Source organism: Geobacillus sp. FSL K6-3411, from assembly GCF_037965715.1.
GTDB classification, from domain to species: domain Bacteria; phylum Bacillota; class Bacilli; order Bacillales; family Anoxybacillaceae; genus Geobacillus; species Geobacillus thermodenitrificans.
This window is the reverse complement of record NZ_CP150187.1, coordinates 2,484,006-2,500,357: the sequence shown is the minus strand read 5'-3', so window position 1 is coordinate 2,500,357 and position 16,352 is coordinate 2,484,006. Positions and strand designations below refer to the sequence as shown.

At 47.2% G+C, this 16,352-nt stretch carries 11 protein-coding genes and 3 pseudogenes; 10 read left to right on the top strand and 4 right to left on the bottom strand.

The annotated features are described in order from the left end of the window. Positions 1–2 precede the first annotated feature (2 nt). Positions 3–1,193 (top strand): ROK family transcriptional regulator, encoded by a 1,191-nt coding sequence (locus tag NSQ22_RS12705; protein ID WP_008879838.1) that lies wholly within the window; start codon positions 3–5, stop codon positions 1,191–1,193. Positions 1,194–1,256: 63 nt separating this feature from the next. On the opposite strand, the gene NSQ22_RS12700 is transcribed toward NSQ22_RS12705, so the two are convergent. After that, positions 1,257–1,631 (bottom strand): rhodanese-like domain-containing protein, encoded by a 375-nt coding sequence (locus NSQ22_RS12700; protein WP_008879837.1) that lies wholly within the window; start codon positions 1,629–1,631, stop codon positions 1,257–1,259. 212 nt (positions 1,632–1,843) lie between these two features. On the opposite strand from NSQ22_RS12700, the gene NSQ22_RS12695 reads away from it, so the two are divergent. The 7 genes and pseudogenes from NSQ22_RS12695 (at position 1,844) to NSQ22_RS12665 (ending at position 8,435) form a co-directional block, all read left to right on the top strand. Then, entirely contained in the window at positions 1,844–2,680 is an 837-nt protein-coding gene (locus NSQ22_RS12695; RefSeq protein WP_008879836.1) for a biotin/lipoate A/B protein ligase family protein, read from the top strand. A 256-nt stretch (positions 2,681–2,936) separates the two neighbouring features. Continuing rightward, positions 2,937–3,722 (top strand): annotated as a pseudogene (locus tag NSQ22_RS12690) (ribonucleotide reductase N-terminal alpha domain-containing protein); the annotation flags it as partial. 161 nt (positions 3,723–3,883) lie between these two features. Then, entirely contained in the window at positions 3,884–4,288 is a 405-nt protein-coding gene (locus NSQ22_RS12685; RefSeq protein ID WP_311088148.1) for a hypothetical protein, read from the top strand. A 33-nt stretch (positions 4,289–4,321) separates the two neighbouring features. Then, positions 4,322–6,154, top strand: a pseudogene (locus NSQ22_RS12680) (vitamin B12-dependent ribonucleotide reductase); the annotation flags it as partial. Between the two features lie 278 nt (positions 6,155–6,432). Beyond that, positions 6,433–6,732: a DUF2089 family protein gene (locus NSQ22_RS12675; RefSeq protein WP_008879832.1), complete on the top strand. Its 300-nt coding sequence runs from the start codon at positions 6,433–6,435 to the stop codon at positions 6,730–6,732. Continuing rightward, a complete protein-coding gene (locus NSQ22_RS12670) occupies positions 6,732–7,019 on the top strand; it encodes a hypothetical protein (protein WP_008879831.1) in 288 nt (95 codons plus the stop codon). Before NSQ22_RS12675 ends, NSQ22_RS12670 begins: the two co-directional genes overlap by 1 nt. 180 nt (positions 7,020–7,199) lie before the next feature. Continuing rightward, positions 7,200–8,435 (top strand): IS256 family transposase, encoded by a 1,236-nt coding sequence (locus NSQ22_RS12665; protein ID WP_031406929.1) that lies wholly within the window; start codon positions 7,200–7,202, stop codon positions 8,433–8,435. Between the two features lie 354 nt (positions 8,436–8,789). Here the strand turns inward: NSQ22_RS12665 and NSQ22_RS12660 are convergent, their stop codons facing one another. Then, positions 8,790–10,340 carry an IS1182 family transposase gene (locus NSQ22_RS12660; RefSeq protein WP_013399800.1) on the bottom strand — a complete coding sequence of 517 codons (1,551 nt, stop codon included), beginning with the start codon at positions 10,338–10,340 and terminating at the stop codon, positions 8,790–8,792. A 202-nt stretch (positions 10,341–10,542) separates the two neighbouring features. Between NSQ22_RS12660 and NSQ22_RS12655 the strand changes: the two genes are divergently transcribed. Both NSQ22_RS12655 and NSQ22_RS12650 read left to right on the top strand, forming a co-directional pair. Then, positions 10,543–11,955 carry a LysM peptidoglycan-binding domain-containing protein gene (locus tag NSQ22_RS12655; RefSeq protein WP_081157640.1) on the top strand — a complete coding sequence of 471 codons (1,413 nt, stop codon included), beginning with the start codon at positions 10,543–10,545 and terminating at the stop codon, positions 11,953–11,955. A 335-nt stretch (positions 11,956–12,290) separates the two neighbouring features. After that, positions 12,291–13,771, top strand: a pseudogene (locus NSQ22_RS12650) (IS1182 family transposase). On the opposite strand, the gene NSQ22_RS12645 reads toward NSQ22_RS12650, so the two are convergent. Beyond that, positions 13,768–15,000, bottom strand: a complete 1,233-nt coding sequence (locus NSQ22_RS12645; protein WP_081157641.1) for a dicarboxylate/amino acid:cation symporter — start codon at positions 14,998–15,000, stop codon at positions 13,768–13,770. The pseudogene NSQ22_RS12650 and the gene NSQ22_RS12645 sit on opposite strands and share 4 nt — an antisense overlap. Before the next feature lie 209 nt (positions 15,001–15,209). After that, positions 15,210–16,255, bottom strand: a protein-coding gene (locus tag NSQ22_RS12640; RefSeq protein WP_076611651.1) for an IS630-like element ISBs2 family transposase whose coding sequence is annotated in 2 segments (ribosomal slippage) — positions 15,210–15,749 and positions 15,752–16,255 — 1,044 coding nt in all. Because the reading frame shifts where the segments join, the coding sequence is not laid out codon by codon here. Positions 16,256–16,352 lie beyond the last annotated feature (97 nt).

Genomic DNA, 16,352 nt, shown 5'->3' with positions numbered 1-16,352 from the left:
ACGTGCGGACAGGAAACATTACTCTTGTCAAAAAAATGAATAAACAGCTTGTGTTGAAATTGATTCGCGACCAACATCCGATTTCACGCGCCGACATTGCGAAAATAACCGGATTGAACAAAGCGACCGTTTCCGCTCTCGTCGATGAACTCATTGACGAGCATTTGGTCCACGAAAGTGGAATCGGCGTTTCGACTGGCGGCCGACGCCCGCTGATGCTTCGCTTTAACGCCGACGCCGGCTCGCTCATCGGCGTTGAGCTTGGCGTCAATTATTTATATGCTGTTTTGACGAACTTAAATGCCGAAATCATTTGGGAGCAGCGGCGTTCGTTCCGCCCAGAGGAGGGGCAGGAGGCGATTGTGAGTGAGATGGTCGAACTGATTGAGGCGGCTATCCGTCGAGCGCCAGCAACGCCGTACGGTGTGATGGGGATCGGGATCGGTGTCCCTGGCATCGTTCACACAGAAAGCGGGACGGTCATTTTCGCGCCGAACTTGCGCTGGGGCGATGTGTCACTTGCCTCGGCTTTGCAAAAACAGTGGCCGCAATATCCGGTCATCGTCGAAAATGAGGCAAAGCTGGCGGCGCTCGGAGAAAAATGGTTCGGCGCCGGCAAGGAGTTTGCCCATTTTGTTTATATTAGCGCCGGCATTGGCATCGGCGCCGGCGTCGTCCTTCATCATCAGCTGTATCGAGGGGTGAACGGGCTGGCGGGTGAAATCGGCCATCATACGATCGACTTAAACGGTGTTCGCTGCAACTGCGGCAACATCGGCTGCTGGGAAATGTACGCGTCGCAAAAATATATTGAACGCCGTTTGGCGGAAGAGGGACGTGTAGAGTGGCTTGACGACCGCTTTTCCATCGCCGCGATGGCGTTGGCGGCCGAAAGCGATGACCAGCTGGCGCGTATTTTGGAAGAAACGGGCCGCTATCTCGGTATCGGGCTGCTGCAGGTGATTTATGCGTACAACCCAGAGGCAGTCATTATCGGCGGTCCGCTCGCCAGCGCCGGTGATTATATACTCCGAGCAGCGCGCAAAGAAGTGGAAGAGCGCATTCTCGTTAAAAATGAAAATGAGCCGTACATGATTGTCTCGGAGCTGAAAGAAAAAAGTTGCGCCATTGGCGCAGCCGCGTCGGTATTAGAGGCGGTCGTTCTGCCGCCGGAATTTGAATCATCGCTTTAATCGCTGCAAGCGTAAAGAGGCGTTCTGCTTTTTTCTAGCAGAGCGCCTCTTTTTTTGCAATAGCTAGGAATTTTTCTTTACTTTCCCCGTCCATTTTTTAAATCCGCCTTTTAAATGGTACAAATTGCGGTATCCTTTTCGGTAAAGCATTTGTGCGGCCCGCCCGCTGCGCAGCCCGTTTTGGCAATATAAATAAATGGGCTGGTCTTTGCGGAGTTCTTTCATACGCATACGCAGCTGAGTGAGCGGAATGTTGCGCGCCCCTAAAATATGTCCACCCGCGAATTCATCGGGTTCACGGACATCGATTAATTGCGCTTTTCGATAGCCGGCGCGGAACTCTTCTTCCGTCAATGCTTTGACAATTCTCCGTTGCCACAAATAGGTGATGACGGAATATACGAGGATTGCGCCAAGAATAATAAGCAATGCTTCCACCCGTTAGGCCTCCTTTCCCTTCGTCCACTATTCCTATTATATAGAGTTGTCTCCTAGAAGCAAAGTGTTTTCATAATGTCATTTTTCTTCCCTTAGCCGGCGTTGTTTGCTAAACTAGTAAAGGTGACAGAGAAGGCGGCCTAATCCGCCTTGCGGACAAGCCGCTGTAACGCCCTATATCGCATGCTCGAAATCGTAGAGAAGGTGAAACGATGGCAAAAGAAGTGTGGCGTTTTATCGATTCCGGCGACTGTTCGCCGTCGTTTAATATGGCGCTTGATGAGGCGCTCTTGGATTGGCACAGCGCGGGGAAAATTCCGCCGACGGTCCGCTTTTACGGTTGGAATCCGCCGACATTGTCAATCGGCTATTTTCAAAAAGTGGAGAAAGAAATTGATTTAGAGGCGGTGAAAAGGCACGGCCTTGGCTTTGTCCGCCGTCCGACCGGGGGGCGCGGTGTCTTGCATGACAAAGAATTAACGTACAGCGTGATCGTGTCAGAATCGCACCCGGACATGCCGCAGACAGTGACGGAAGCGTACCGTGTCATTTCCCAAGGCATTTTGGAAGGATTTCGCTTCCTTGGGCTTGACGCGTATTTTGCCGTGCCAAAAACCGAAGAAGAAAAAGCGGATTTGCGCAGCCCGCGTTCAGCCGTTTGCTTTGACGCACCATCATGGTACGAACTCGTTGTCGAAGGACGAAAAGTGGCCGGTAGTGCACAAACGCGTCAAAAAGGCGTCATCTTGCAGCACGGCTCGATTTTGCTTGATTTGGACGAAGACTTGCTGTTCAGCTTGTTTAAATATCCGAATGAGCGGGTGAAAGAGCGGCTGCAGCGCAATTTTAAAAACAAGGCGGTCGCGATCAACGAGCTGACGGAGCGAACGGTAACGATTGAGGAAGCGAAAGAGGCGTTTTACAAAGGGTTTGAAAAAGGTTTGGACATCTTGTTGGAGCCATATACGCTGACGGCTGAAGAGTTGGCGTATGTCGAGGAGCTGGCGCGGACAAAGTACGAAAGCGATGAATGGAACTTTAAGCGCTAAGCAGCAATGTGGAAAATCGTTCATTTTCCGGCAAAAACGGCATCATCCATCTGGTTTTCTCCGCTTTTCGCCGTTTTTTGCCTTTTTTTCTGCTTGACAAAAATGAAATCATTTGTTCTAAATCACAATATATAGTATGATTTTCTTTAAAAATCATACTATATATTGTTTTTTTCTGTTTTGTATGGTAAGGTAGAGAAGACAGGACAACTTTGCCAAAACGTGAGAGATTATATAAAAGAGGAGAGATAGGAGAATGACGGTGGCGTCGTCCGAAAAAATGAAAATTAATATTGAGAAGCTAAACGAGGATATTCGTTTGTTTCCGCAAGTGCATCCGATTACGCCGGACATGCACATCACTCATAAAGGCGTGTCCCGTCTAGTAATGCTTGACCGGTATTCGTTTAAGGATACGGAAAAGCTGACGTTGGCGCCGGGCGATTTTGTCGTATTGACGATCAAGGAGGATCCGAAATTTCCAGCTCGTGGCCTCGGCTTTATTGTCGATATCGACTGGGACGCGAAAAAAGCGCGCGTGTTGATTGATGATGAATACCGGCATGTGCTTGAAGGCGAGGAGGCAGAAACGGGCATTGTGCTCCGCTCGCTTGACATTATCGACAAGCCGCTGGAAATTTTTTATGAACAAATCGCGAAACGGAACGCAACTGGGCTGGCTGCTGTAGAGAAAACAGAGGAAAAGCGCAACGAGTGGTTCCAAAAATTTTATGAGGAACTCTCGAGCATGAACTTTGTCCCGGCCGGGCGCGTGTTGTACGGAGCGGGTTCGGGCAAGGAAGTGACGTATTTTAACTGCTATGTGATGCCGTTTGTGAAAGATTCGCGGGAAGGCATTTCCGAACACCGAAAGCAGGTAATGGAAATTATGAGCCGCGGCGGCGGGGTTGGCACGAACGGTTCGACATTGCGGCCACGCCATACGCTCGCGCGCGGGGTAAACGGTAAATCATCTGGATCGGTTTCTTGGCTTGATGATATTGCCAAACTGACCCACCTTGTTGAGCAAGGTGGCTCCCGTTGACTAGGGCGCAAAACGGCGGGAGTAAAATCTCGCGAATTGCTGGAACACCCTAAAGCCAACTTGACCACAACGGAGCTGGTGACAGCAGACGTGACGGTTGGAAAACAAGTTGGATGCAACAATGGGCAACCAGCAGCCGAGCATCTCTGGAAACGGAGATGAAGGTTCAACGACTATTGAAACTTCCTACAGCCCTCGGTACACTCAGGATAACGAACACGGTTTCGTGGGGGAGGGCTATGGAAGGAGTAAATCGTATCCCGCGGCAACGGGGATACGAGGCGCGAGACAGGGAAGAGATAATGAAAAAAGCGAAGTATCTACATGAAGAGGGATATCGTCACGTTAAAATCGCCATGATGTTGGGGATTTCCAGGGGAACCTTAATGAGATGGAATAAAGAGCAAGGAGTATTCCAAACTAGAGCACCTGGAGAGGCTGGTAAGTTAGCAGTAAAAAATATCGTTATAACGAGAACTGTTTTTCTAATATCAAAACCCCGAATCAGGCTTATCCTTAGGTTAAACCGTAAATACGAGATATTCTCTTCCCTGATGATATAGTCTGATCTCCGACCGAAAGGCGGAGAGCTAGGCAGAAATGACCTAGCCCGCTCGTAGAAGCGAGCGAGTAACAATGTGCGCGGCGCCCAAATGATCATGCTTGCCGACTGGCACCCGGACATTATCGAATTTATCGTCTCGAAAATGCAAAACCCACGCATCTTGCGCTACCTGCTCGAAAATACCGAAGATGAAGCCATTCAAAAAGCGGCGCGCGATAAGCTGAAATTTACGCCGCTTACCGATCGGGAACGAGTGATGTACGAAGCGATTGTCCGGTACAAAAACGAGCCTGACTACGGTGGATTTACCGAAGAAATCATTAAAGACGCCGAAGAAAAACTGCGCACCGGCGGTACATATACCGTCCATAACCCCGACTTTTTAACCGGTGCGAATATTTCGGTCTGCTTAACAAAAGAGTTCATGGAGGCGGTCGAAAACGACGATGAATATGCACTGCGCTTCCCGGATGTAGAAACCTATTCCGAAGAAGAAATGCGCATTTATAACGAAAAATGGCATGAAGTTGGCGATGTGCGCGAATGGGAAAAAATGGGATACCGTGTCCGCGTCTACCGGAAAATCCGCGCCCGTGAGCTATGGAAGCTGATCAACATTTGCGCGACGTACTCCGCCGAGCCAGGCATTTTCTTCATCGACAATGCGAATGATATGACGAACGCCCGTGCGTACGGACAAAAAGTTGTTGCAACTAACCCATGTGGGGAACAACCTTTAGCACCATATTCTGTCTGCAACCTTGCCGCCATCAACTTGGCGAACATGGTCGATAAAGAGCGGAAAGTCGTCGACTATGAAAAACTGAAACGCACCGTCGAGATTGGCGTGCGAATGCAAGACAACGTTATTGACGCAACGCCGTATTTCCTTGAGGAAAATAAAAAACAAGCGCTTGGTGAGCGCCGCATCGGCCTTGGCGTTATGGGATTGGCTGACTTGCTCATTTACTGTGAAAAAGAGTACGGTTCTGAAGAAGGAAATCAACTCGTGGATGAATTGTTCCAAACGATCGCCACAACCGCTTACCGAGCGTCGATCGAACTGGCGAAAGAAAAAGGCAGCTTCCCGTTCCTTGTCGGCGAGACGGAAGAAGAAACGCGTCAACTGCGCGAAGCGTTCATCAACACCGGCTACATGAAACGGATGCCAGAAGACATTCGCCAAGATATTTTACAATACGGCATTCGCAACTCGCACTTGCTGACGGTGGCGCCAACGGGATCGACCGGAACGATGGTCGGCGTCTCGACCGGGCTTGAGCCGTACTTCTCGTTCGCATACTACCGGAGCGGCCGCCTCGGCAAATTTATCGAAGTGAAGGCCGATATCGTCCAAGAATATTTAGACAAGCATCCGGAAGCCGACCCGAACCATTTACCGCATTGGTTTGTGACGGCGATGGACTTGTCACCGGAAGCGCATGCTGATGTGCAATGCATCATTCAGCGCTGGGTCGACTCGAGCTTGTCGAAAACGGTCAATGCGCCAAAAGGTTACACGGTCGAGCAAGTACAAAAAGTGTATGAGCGGCTGTGGCGCTGCGGCGCGAAAGGCGGTACCGTCTATGTTGACGGCAGCCGTGATGCGCAAGTGTTGACGCTGAAAGCGGAAGAAAATACGGTCGAAGAGCAGCTGGAGCTCATTCCGGAAGAGACAGAAGAACAAGCGAAGAAACGCACTGTCGTTCTTGTCGATACGATTCAAGATGTGCGCTCCACTGATGTGACGATCGGCTCGGAAATTGGCAACATTTGCCCGATTTGCCGCGAAGGGACGATCGAAGAAATCGGTGGCTGCAATACATGCACGAGCTGCGGCGCTCAGCTAAAATGCGGGCTGTAATCGGTTGAGTATGTAAATTTAAAGTGTTGGATCATTGATCATAAAGTCCGATAAAACAACCTCTTATGTATTGTGAAACATAAGAGGTTGTTTTTTTATTATTGAACAAAAATGAGAAGTTTTGTTTTAAAAAGAGTCCTTTTGAATGTAATACAGTTTGAATCTTTTTTATTTAAAAAACACATTAATAATATATTTAAAAAAATAAAAAAACACTTTAATTTATTTAATAAGTATGTTAAAGTTAAATTGATAATATAAAAGAGAGGAGGGAGAATATGGATATAAATCATATCCCAAATTGGGTTTTATCCTTGGAAAACGAGGATTTGGAATTTATTAAAAATTTTGTTTTGAGCTCAGGTTCTTTAAAAGAAATGGCGAAGATGTATGAAGTATCGTATCCAACCGTAAGACTTAGGCTTGATCGTTTAATCGAAAAAATAAAAGTGAATGATTCATTAGAAAATGAGGAGTTTATTAAGTTTATCAAGCGTCTATCCATTGATGATCAAATAAGCGTAGAAGTAGCTAAATTAATTATTGAAAAATATAAACAGGAAAAGGGGGAGAGATAATGGACCTTGGAGCTTACGGAGTGTTTATTGTTGCTGGTGTTTTAGCAGTTCAATTCTTCCTTTCGACGAGGAATCGTGCATATTGGGGGGCAATTCTGCCAGTTGCTTATATTGTGGTGTTAACATGGATGTTAATATCCGAGCGAATGGAAAATGCTATTGCGTATGTCCTTTATTTATTGCTCGGTTTGCTTTTTCTTATTGCTGAATGGCAAAGTGGCCGAAAATATCTATATAAGAAAAGAAAAAATGAATTAGATAAAATGAAAACTCTCGACTTGAAATAGAAATAAACATTTACGTATATATTCAAAAGAAATTTAAACAAATTAGCCATTTTCAGAACTGATATACAGTTAAGTCCATATAATTGTGTAAAAAGGGAAATAGAAAAAGAGCCATGTTGCTTCCCCTTTGGTAGAATAAACAGTGGACCAAAAACACCAAACATAAGGAGGAATGCAACCATGGCTCAATATCATATTACCCTAAATGATGAACTTTTGCACGGGTTATTCACCAGAGATGAGGGATTAGCTAAGCTATTGGAACAAGTCCTCAATCAAATCCTCGAGGCACAAGTAGAAGAACAGCTGGGAGCTCGCCGTTATGAACGAACGGAAGAACGAAAAGGCTATCGAAACGGTTCGTATCCACGCCAGCTGACGACCCGGGTGGGACGGTTGACCTTGCGCGTTCCACGGACAAGAGATGGGGAGTTCTCTACGGAACTGTTCCAACGGTATCAACGGAGCGAACAAGCACTGGTACTGGCACTAATGGAAATGGTGGTAAACGGGGTGTCTACCCGAAAAATCACTCAAATCACGGAGGAATTATGCGGCACTTCGTTTTCCAAATCCACGGTCTCCTCACTGTGCAAGGGACTGGATCCGATTATCCAAGACTGGAATTATCGTTCCCTTCATGAACACGTGTATCCGTTTGTGCTAGTAGATGCTATTTATACGAAAGTCCGGGAGGATGGACGAGTACGCTCCAGAGCCGTGTTGATCGCTACAGGAGTGAATGAGGAAGGATATCGAGAAATTCTTGGCCTGCAAATCGGAAACAGTGAATCGGAGTCCAGCTGGAGCGAGTTCTTCGGATGGCTGAAAGACCGGGGACTCCGGGGAGTGGACTTGATCATCTCGGATCAGCACGGTGGGCTGGTGCAAGCCATTGAAAAGCATTTCCAAGGCGCTACATGGCAACGATGCCAGACACATTTTATTCGCAATATCCTCGATGCCGCACCAAAGTATATGCAGGATGCCTTGCTCGAGGAGATTCGTGGGATTCTTCATGCTCCAAATAAGCAAACGGCCCGGCTGTTATTGGAACAAGTGCTGGCCAAATGGGAAGAAAAAGCCCCAAAAGCCATGCAAATCCTCGAAGAGGGATTCGAAGACGCCACCGCCGTATTGGACTATCCGGACCGTTATCGTCGGCGTCTGCGCACGACCAACGGAGTGGAACGGCTGAACGAAGAAATTCGTCGCAGAGAACGGGTCATCCGCATCTTTCCGAACCGGGAATCGGTGTATCGCCTCGTTGGTGCCGTGTTGATCGAAATCGATGAAAAATGGATGTCAGGGCGCAAATACTTGGATATGGCTGAATATTGGCAGTGGCGGAAAACGAAAGAGCAAGGAGTCCGATCGGTGAATCAGGAGGCTCCGGCGATCAAGAGAGTGGGATAACCTCTACGCCGTGTCAAGGAGAACGTGGAATACCGGAGCGAAGTGAGGATATGCCGCGAAAGCTCCTTGACACGCCTGTTCCTTGACAACATGATCATTTGTCCGGGAAGGCGACCGGCAGGGAGACTTTCCGGTCTTACCTACCATACGTCAAGTCATCAGGTCCATGTTGTCTATCAAAGGGGAATTTACACAATAATTTGGACTTGACCCTGATATACTTGCAACAAAGAGGCTGTCTCAAAAGGTCGTCTAAACCGACCTTTTGAGAGTAGCCTCTGTTTCTTTTTCTTACCATTTGGTTATTTATTCCTTTTTTGAGGCAGGAATTTCTCCTTATTTCCGAATTTTATCCTATTTTTTCCTTGTTGGGTCGGTCGTTGTGGCCCACTTTCTCAAATTGTGGGCAGCACAAACTAGACCCCACTCCAAGGTAATTTTTGGGAGGCCTCTCAATGAAAACCGATGAAATTGCTGATTATGCTTGATTTGCCCAAACACCGGCTCGTTTTCGATTTGCCGTCTTCGATATGTCGTCGCCCCTTCTTCCGTGGACAGCCGTTTCCGGATTTCTTGCCGTTGTTGTTGATTTTTCAAGGAAACGCGGATGGTTTTCGTGTCTTTGCCTTTGGCACATGCTGCTTGAAACGGGCATCCGGCACATGCTGTACAACGATACGTCCGTTTGACGATGACGTACCCGTTGTCGGTCGTTTCCTTCCGTTTATACACAAACACCAGCCGTTCCCCTTTCGCGCAAATCCACTCATCCAATTCCTCATCGTACGTCATGTTCTCGATTCGGCCGATCTCTTTCGCCCACGCTTTCGTTTGTTCCCGGTCCAATGTGTTGTACTTGATCAGCGCGACGATCTGCTTTTTCTCGCAGTACGTGTAGTTCTCCTCACTCCCATAGGCGGAATCCGCAATCGCTCGTTTAGGCATGGGACGCCCATAGGCGGCCAATTGCTCCAAATGTGGAATGAAGCATCCGGCATCCCCCGCCCGTTGATGCACGCTAAATCCAGTGATGAATTGGTTCTCTGTCCCTATCTGCACATTATATCCCGGTTTGAGCTGGCCGTTTTTCATATGGTCGTCTTTCATCCGCATAAACGTCGCATCGGGGTCCGTTTTCGAAAAACTGTTTCGTTCGCCTAACACTTTTTTGTATTCTTCATATTTTTTCTTACGGGGGAGAATGTCTTGTTCCAATTGCTGTTTTGCTTTCTTTAACGTGCGATTCTTCGGCTCTTTCTTTAGATGTTCTTCCACTTGTTCGATCACGGCTTCGATCTTTTCAGACGTGATCGGTGAAGCTTCCAGCTTTTCTTGAAAATCTCCTTCTTGTTCCGACTCTTCATCCTCTTTTACCACCTGTTCGATCGAGGCTACGATTTTCCGGAATTTCTCCTCCAACTTCTGATCGTACTTTTCCGTTGATTTGCGCCAAACGAACGTGTACTTGTTGGCGCTGGCCTCGATTTTCGTTCCATCCAGAAAGTAATCCTCTAGTTTGACCAACCCTTCTTGACGCAGAAGATCGACAATGGAGAAAAACGTTTCGTAAATGATGTCCTTCATCCGTTCCGACCGAAATCGGTTGATGGTGCGGAAATCCGGTGTTTGATGGCCGGATAGCCACATAAAATAAATGTTTTCTTTCAATTGCTTGGCGATTTGGCGAGAGGAATAGATCCGATTGGCGTAGGCATACAGGATGACTTTCAACATCATTTTCGGATGATAGGCTGGGCGGCCTCCGCCGGGATAGAGGGAAACGAGCAGAGCTGGATCCATTTTTTCCACGGCTAGATCCACGATCCGGCAAAGATGATGTTTGGGAATGAGAATTTCAAGATCCATTGGCAAAATGAGTTGATCTCGGTTATAATAAATGTACATAAGAAAACCGTCCTTTCTTGGTAGGGTTGTGGTGACTCTATTATACCAAAAAAGGAACGGTTTTCTTCTTTTTTTGCCCAAAAAAGTGCCCCAAAAGCGAACGCTATGCGAACACTTTTGGGACATCCTCTTTTTTTTACATAAAAAAGAGGAGGAAAAATATAGTGATAAAAGGAGAGGAGAAACGAAGGGGGGAGTGGCGATGATTATTCATGTCGTCCAGCGCGGGGAAGCGCTTTGGCAGCTGGCCCGCCGCTACGGTGTCCCGTTCGAGCGGCTCATTGCTGCCAATGAGCTGAGCGATCCGAATCGGCTTGCTACCGGGCAAGCGGTTGTCATTCCGGTGCCGTATCGCTATCATACCGTTCGTGCAGGGGAAACGTTATGGCAGATCGCCCATTCGTATGGAGTGACGGTCGAAGCGATCGTACAGGCGAACCGAATCGCCAACCCGGCGCTCATTTATCCAGGCACAGCATTGTTGATCCCGGCTCGCATTCATACGGTGCGCGCGGGGGAAACGTTAGGGCAAATTGCCGCCGCCTACCAGGTCAGCGTCCAGCAAATCATTGAGTTTAATCCGATTGCCGATCCGAATATGATCGTTCCCGGACAGCGGCTTGTCATTCCACCAGCCAAACCGATCATTGACGTGAATGCATTTACGATCGACCAGGGGGAGAAAGGGGCGGAACAAGTGCGTGAAGTTGGCCGCCATTTGACATATGCCGCCCCGTTTGCCTATACGATGCGCGCTGATGGTGGGCTGAATCCCATCAATGATGTGGCGATCATTCAGGCCGCCTCTGCTGCGCGCATCGTGCCGATGATGACGATCACGAATTTTACGTACGAAGACCCAGGCTCGCGGCTAGCGCAAACGATTTTAGCTGACGTTGCACTGCAAACGCGGTTGCTTGACAATATCATTCAAGTGATGCGAGCGAAAGGGTACCGGGCGTTGAATGTTAATTTTGAAAATGTCTACCCGTCCGACCGTGAGCGGTACAATGCGTTTTTGCGGCGGGCGGCAGCTCGGCTTCACGCGGAAGGATATTTGCTATCGACATCGCTCGCGCCCAAAGTCAGCGCGGAACAAAAAGGATTGCTGTATGAAGCGCACGATTATCCAGCTCACGGGCGCATCGCCGATTTCGTCGTGCTCATGACGTATGAGTGGGGCTATCGGTTTGGACCGCCGCAAGCGATTTCTCCGGTGAATCAAATTCGGCGCGTACTTGATTATGCCGTGACGGCGATCCCGCGAGAGAAAATCATGATGGGGTTTCAAATTTATGCCCGTGATTGGGTGTTGCCGCACGTGCAAGGACAAGAGGCAGAAACGTTCAGCCCGCAAAAAGCTGTGGAGCGCGCCATTCGCTACGGAGCATCCATTCAGTACGACCCTGTGGCCGCCTCGCCGTTTTATCGCTACACGGATGAGCAAGGACGCCGTCACGAAGTATGGTTTGAGGATGCTCGCAGCGCGTTGGCGAAGTTTGAGCTGGTGAAAGAATACAGGTTGCGTGGAATCAGCTACTGGGTGCTCGGGTATCCGTATCCGGAAAACTGGGTGCTGTTAGAAGACAATTTCCGCGTCCGCAAGCGCGGATAAGTCAAGTAGTTAGCGTGTATGTGCTAGTCATAGGGCATATGCTTTTCCCTTACGTTTTGAAGTTCGAGCTGCTTTTTCAATTGGTAGATTTCGGTGGTCATGCTGGCCGATTTTGCTACTCACGTATTCAATGTTTGCATTGTGTTAATATGCAATGCTCGCCGGTTCGCTCGTTCTTGTTTTTTAAAATGGCTTCGCGTCTTTTCCCTATGGATTCACAGTGTGAACGAAGGAAGAAAAAAAGCGTCCTAATTAGGACGCTTCAGCTTGTCGACAAAGTCGACAAGCTGTTTTATTATGAAGGTAAGACGAGGGAGAAATGGAGGAAAGGAACGATGCTTCGGCCACACCAAGAAGATGGGCGCTATACCGAAACCACGGTGAAACTGGATGATCTGGTTCCAGAGGATCACTTGGTAAGAAAGCTGGATGCGGCCATTGATTTTTCTTTTATCTATGATGTGGTGAAAGATCTCTACTCTCCTGATCATGGACGTCCGAGCATTGATCCAGTGATGTTGTTTAAAATGTATTTGATTCAGTATGTATTTGGGATTCGCTCCATGCGTGAAACCGTCGAACAAATCCGAACCAACGTCGCCTACCGTTGGTTTTTAGGACTTAGTCTTCATGATCCCGTTCCTCATCACTCGACGCCAAGTAAAAACTATGCGCGTCGTTTCGCTGGAACGGATGTATTCCATCAAATTTTTTCACGGATTTTAAAAGAAGCCTTTGAACACGGATTGGTAGATTCGAGTGTCTTGTACGTAGACTCCACTCATGTCAAAGCAAGCGCCAATAAAAAGAAGTTTACAACGGAAATGGCAGAAGTCGAAGCCAAAGCCTACCAACAGGAACTCGAAAAAGAAATCGAACGGGATCGGATCGCTCATGGAAAATCGCCGTTGCCATCTGAGAAAAAAAAAAACGGGAAGTAAAAGTAAGCAAAACGGATCCGGAGAGCGGACTGTTGGTGAAAAATGAACGGGAGCGAGTGTTTGCCTATTCGTATCATACAGCTTGTGATCGCAACGGATGGATTCTACAGACCTACGTGACGGCAGCCAACGTCCATGACAGTCAAGCGTTTTTTGTGCTGTTCGAACGAGTGAAACGGGAAATCCAATCATGTCCGGAAGCCGTGTGTGTAGACGCAGGATATAAAACTCCTGCCATTGCCAAGTATTTACTCGAACAAGGGGTAAAGCCGATTTGGCCGTACACTCGCCCGAAAACAAAAGATGGATTCTTTCGGAAATCAGATTTTGTGTATGACGAATATTTTGATTGTTATCTATGCCCCAATGATCAAGTTCTATCTTACTCTACTACGAATCGGGAAGGGTACCGGGAATACAAATCGGACCCGGCGGTGTGCCGAAGCTGTCCGTATCTTCATCAGTGCACGCAAAGCAAGAGCTACACCAAAGTAGTCACTCGCCACGTATGGCAGGACTACTATGAAGAAGCAGAGCATTTGCGGTATGTTCCGGAATACCGGGAACTCTATGCCCTCCGAAAAGAGACGATTGAACGGGATTTCGCCGATATGAAAGAGAAGCATGGTCTGCGCTGGACGCATTACCGGGGATTGGAAAAAAATGAGGCGCAGGCGATGCTTGTTTGTGCTGCCATGAATTTAAAAAAACTGGCGAATTACCTATGGAAGGCGAAGCACCGCCCTTTCTTTTCCTTTGCATGGCTTCCCATCCTACCCACTTTTTTTGAAAACATAGTCTATTTATGGAACAAAATGGGTTTCAGACATTCGTCTGAAACCCATTTTGTCAACAGTCTGAAGCGTCCTAATTAGGACGCTTTTGTACCAACTTCTGCGTACTTCTTCTCTGTTTCAGCAACGATTACGGCACAAACGGCATCACCGGTAGTATTGACAGCAGTGCGGGCCATGTCTAAAAGCCGGTCGATGCCGATGATCAATGCGATCCCTTCGACAGGGAGGTTGACGGAATTCAGCACCATCGCCAGCATCACTAATCCGACACCGGGCACACCCGCCGTTCCAATGCTGGCCAATACAGCCGTTAATACAACCGTTGCTAATTGCGAGATAGTAAGGTCAATACCGTAAGCTTGAGCGATAAATATAGTGGCGACCCCTTGCATAATGGCCGTGCCATCCATATTGATGGTTGCTCCTAATGGCTGCACGAAACTGCTAATGTGTTTAGGCACACCGAGTTTTGTTTGGGCCACGTTCATTGAAATCGGCAGTGTCGCGTTACTGCTCGATGTGCTGAACGCCACTCCCATCGCCGGAGCGAACTGTTTGAAAAAGGAGAACGGATTGCGCTTGGCAAACAGGTAGAGCGATGAGCCGTATGTGAACAGCATATGAAGGATCAAACTGAAAAGAACGACAAACATGTACATTCCCATCGAGCGGATGGCGTCCATTCCTTGGCTGCCGACGGCGGAGGCGATTAAGCCGAATGCACCATACGGGGCAAACCGCATAATGACAGTGACTAAATACATCATCACTTCATTGCCTTGCTCCATGAGTTTGAACAAGCCAGCTGTTTTTTCTCGCAACATCGAAAGCGCAAACCCGACAAAGATGGAAAAAGCGATAATTTGCAGCATGTTTCCTTCTGCAAACGCTTGAACAGGGTTTTTTGGAATAATGTTTAATAAAGTTTCTGACACAGGTGGTGCCTCTTTTGGTTCAAATTGAGCCTGGCTGATGTTAAAGTCGCCGACGCTCCCAGGTTTGGTTACTAACGCTAATGAAATGCCGATAACAATGGCGATGGCTGTAGTGATGAGGAAATACGAAATGGTTTTGATTCCGATTCGTCCGAGTTTTTTTGGATCTCCTAGTCCGGCTGTCCCTAATACGATGGAAAAAAAGACGATAGGTACGACGATCATATTAATTAAATTTAAAAAGAGTTTACCGAGAGGCGTAAACACATATGTGTTGACTATATCAAATGATTGGGGGAAAAGAAGGTTGAAGGCCAGTCCGACGATGGATCCAAGTACGAGTGCGATAATGATTTTTAACGATAACTTCATACAATCCCTCCAATTCTTTTAACAAAATGTAATGTTATTGTATCTTACATTTCGTGCCTTAACAAGGTAGAAACAAAAAATTTTTTGTTTAGTTAGAATAATTTTTAAGGTGCAGGTGATCTAGACGCGGTCGAAAAATGATGTCAAATGAAAGAAGAGAGCGATTTTCCTTCCTCCCTAAACCATACTATATAAGTTGAATTAAAGATTTACAACTGAACACACAAACGATCGATCGTTTGTTCTGGTTTCTGGTTGATTCGCTGAATAAAGGCTTGGACATTCTTTCTAATTTCTTGCACACTCGAATAGAACACGTTGTAAATCACGTCTGATTTCAGCCATTTCCATAGCCCTTCAATCAAGTTCAATTGCGGACTGTATGGTGGCAAAAAGACGAGCTCTAACCGATCTTCGTGTTCTTTTAAAAATGGCTGAATGAGTTTGGCATGGTGAATTCGAGCGTTATCTAAAATCATCACTATTTTGCCTGTGGGATAGCGTTCTAACACAAGTTGAAGAAATCGAAGAAATGTTTCCGCGTCATAGCATTCTTCTTCGATGCAAAACACTTCCCCTGTTTCGTAGTTCAACGTGCCAATCAGCTTCAGCCCTTGATGTTTTCCAAACGTCGGAATGATTCGTTGTTTTCCTTTGACAAACCATGTTTTTTGAATCGCTTGGTAATCACGAATCATCGACTCATCTTGAAAGAGGACATGGGCGATGTTCCCATCTACCAGTTTTTTTTTACTTCAGGGAAGGTGATTTCGACGAATTCTTTTTGTTTCTCTTCATCGGCATTGGCTAGTGTATAGGTCGGTTTCGTATAGCTTAGCCCTAACCGATGCAGAATGTCACTTGTTCCGCGAAGCGTGTATGTTGGCCCCCACTTTTGTTGAATGAGTTCAGCGATTATCGCAAGCGTCCAATTATATTTTGCTTCGAATCCCACATCTACGGGGAGCTGATGTTCAATGATCAAAGCCAGCTCTTTTTCCTGCTCAGGGGTCAATCGACGTGGGGCGCCAGGTGAGTATTTCATCTCCAGTCCATCAAGACCGCGCTGGGCGTAGGCATGAATATAGTTATAAATAGTTTTCTTGGATCGACCAATAATCGTTGCGATTTCTCCTTTGGTATATCCCTGCAAATGAAGATAAATCGCTTGGTAGCGTTCATATGCTCGTTTACTTTTTGCTTCTTTCATGGCAGTGGACAACTTTTCGATCTCGTCTTTGTGATTTGGCATCATATTTTCTCTCCGTTCCCCTATTTTCTCTTTGTATTTATTCGCCGTGGAACGGGAGAAAACCTTTATTTCAATTTATATAGTATCGAATCTAGGGAGG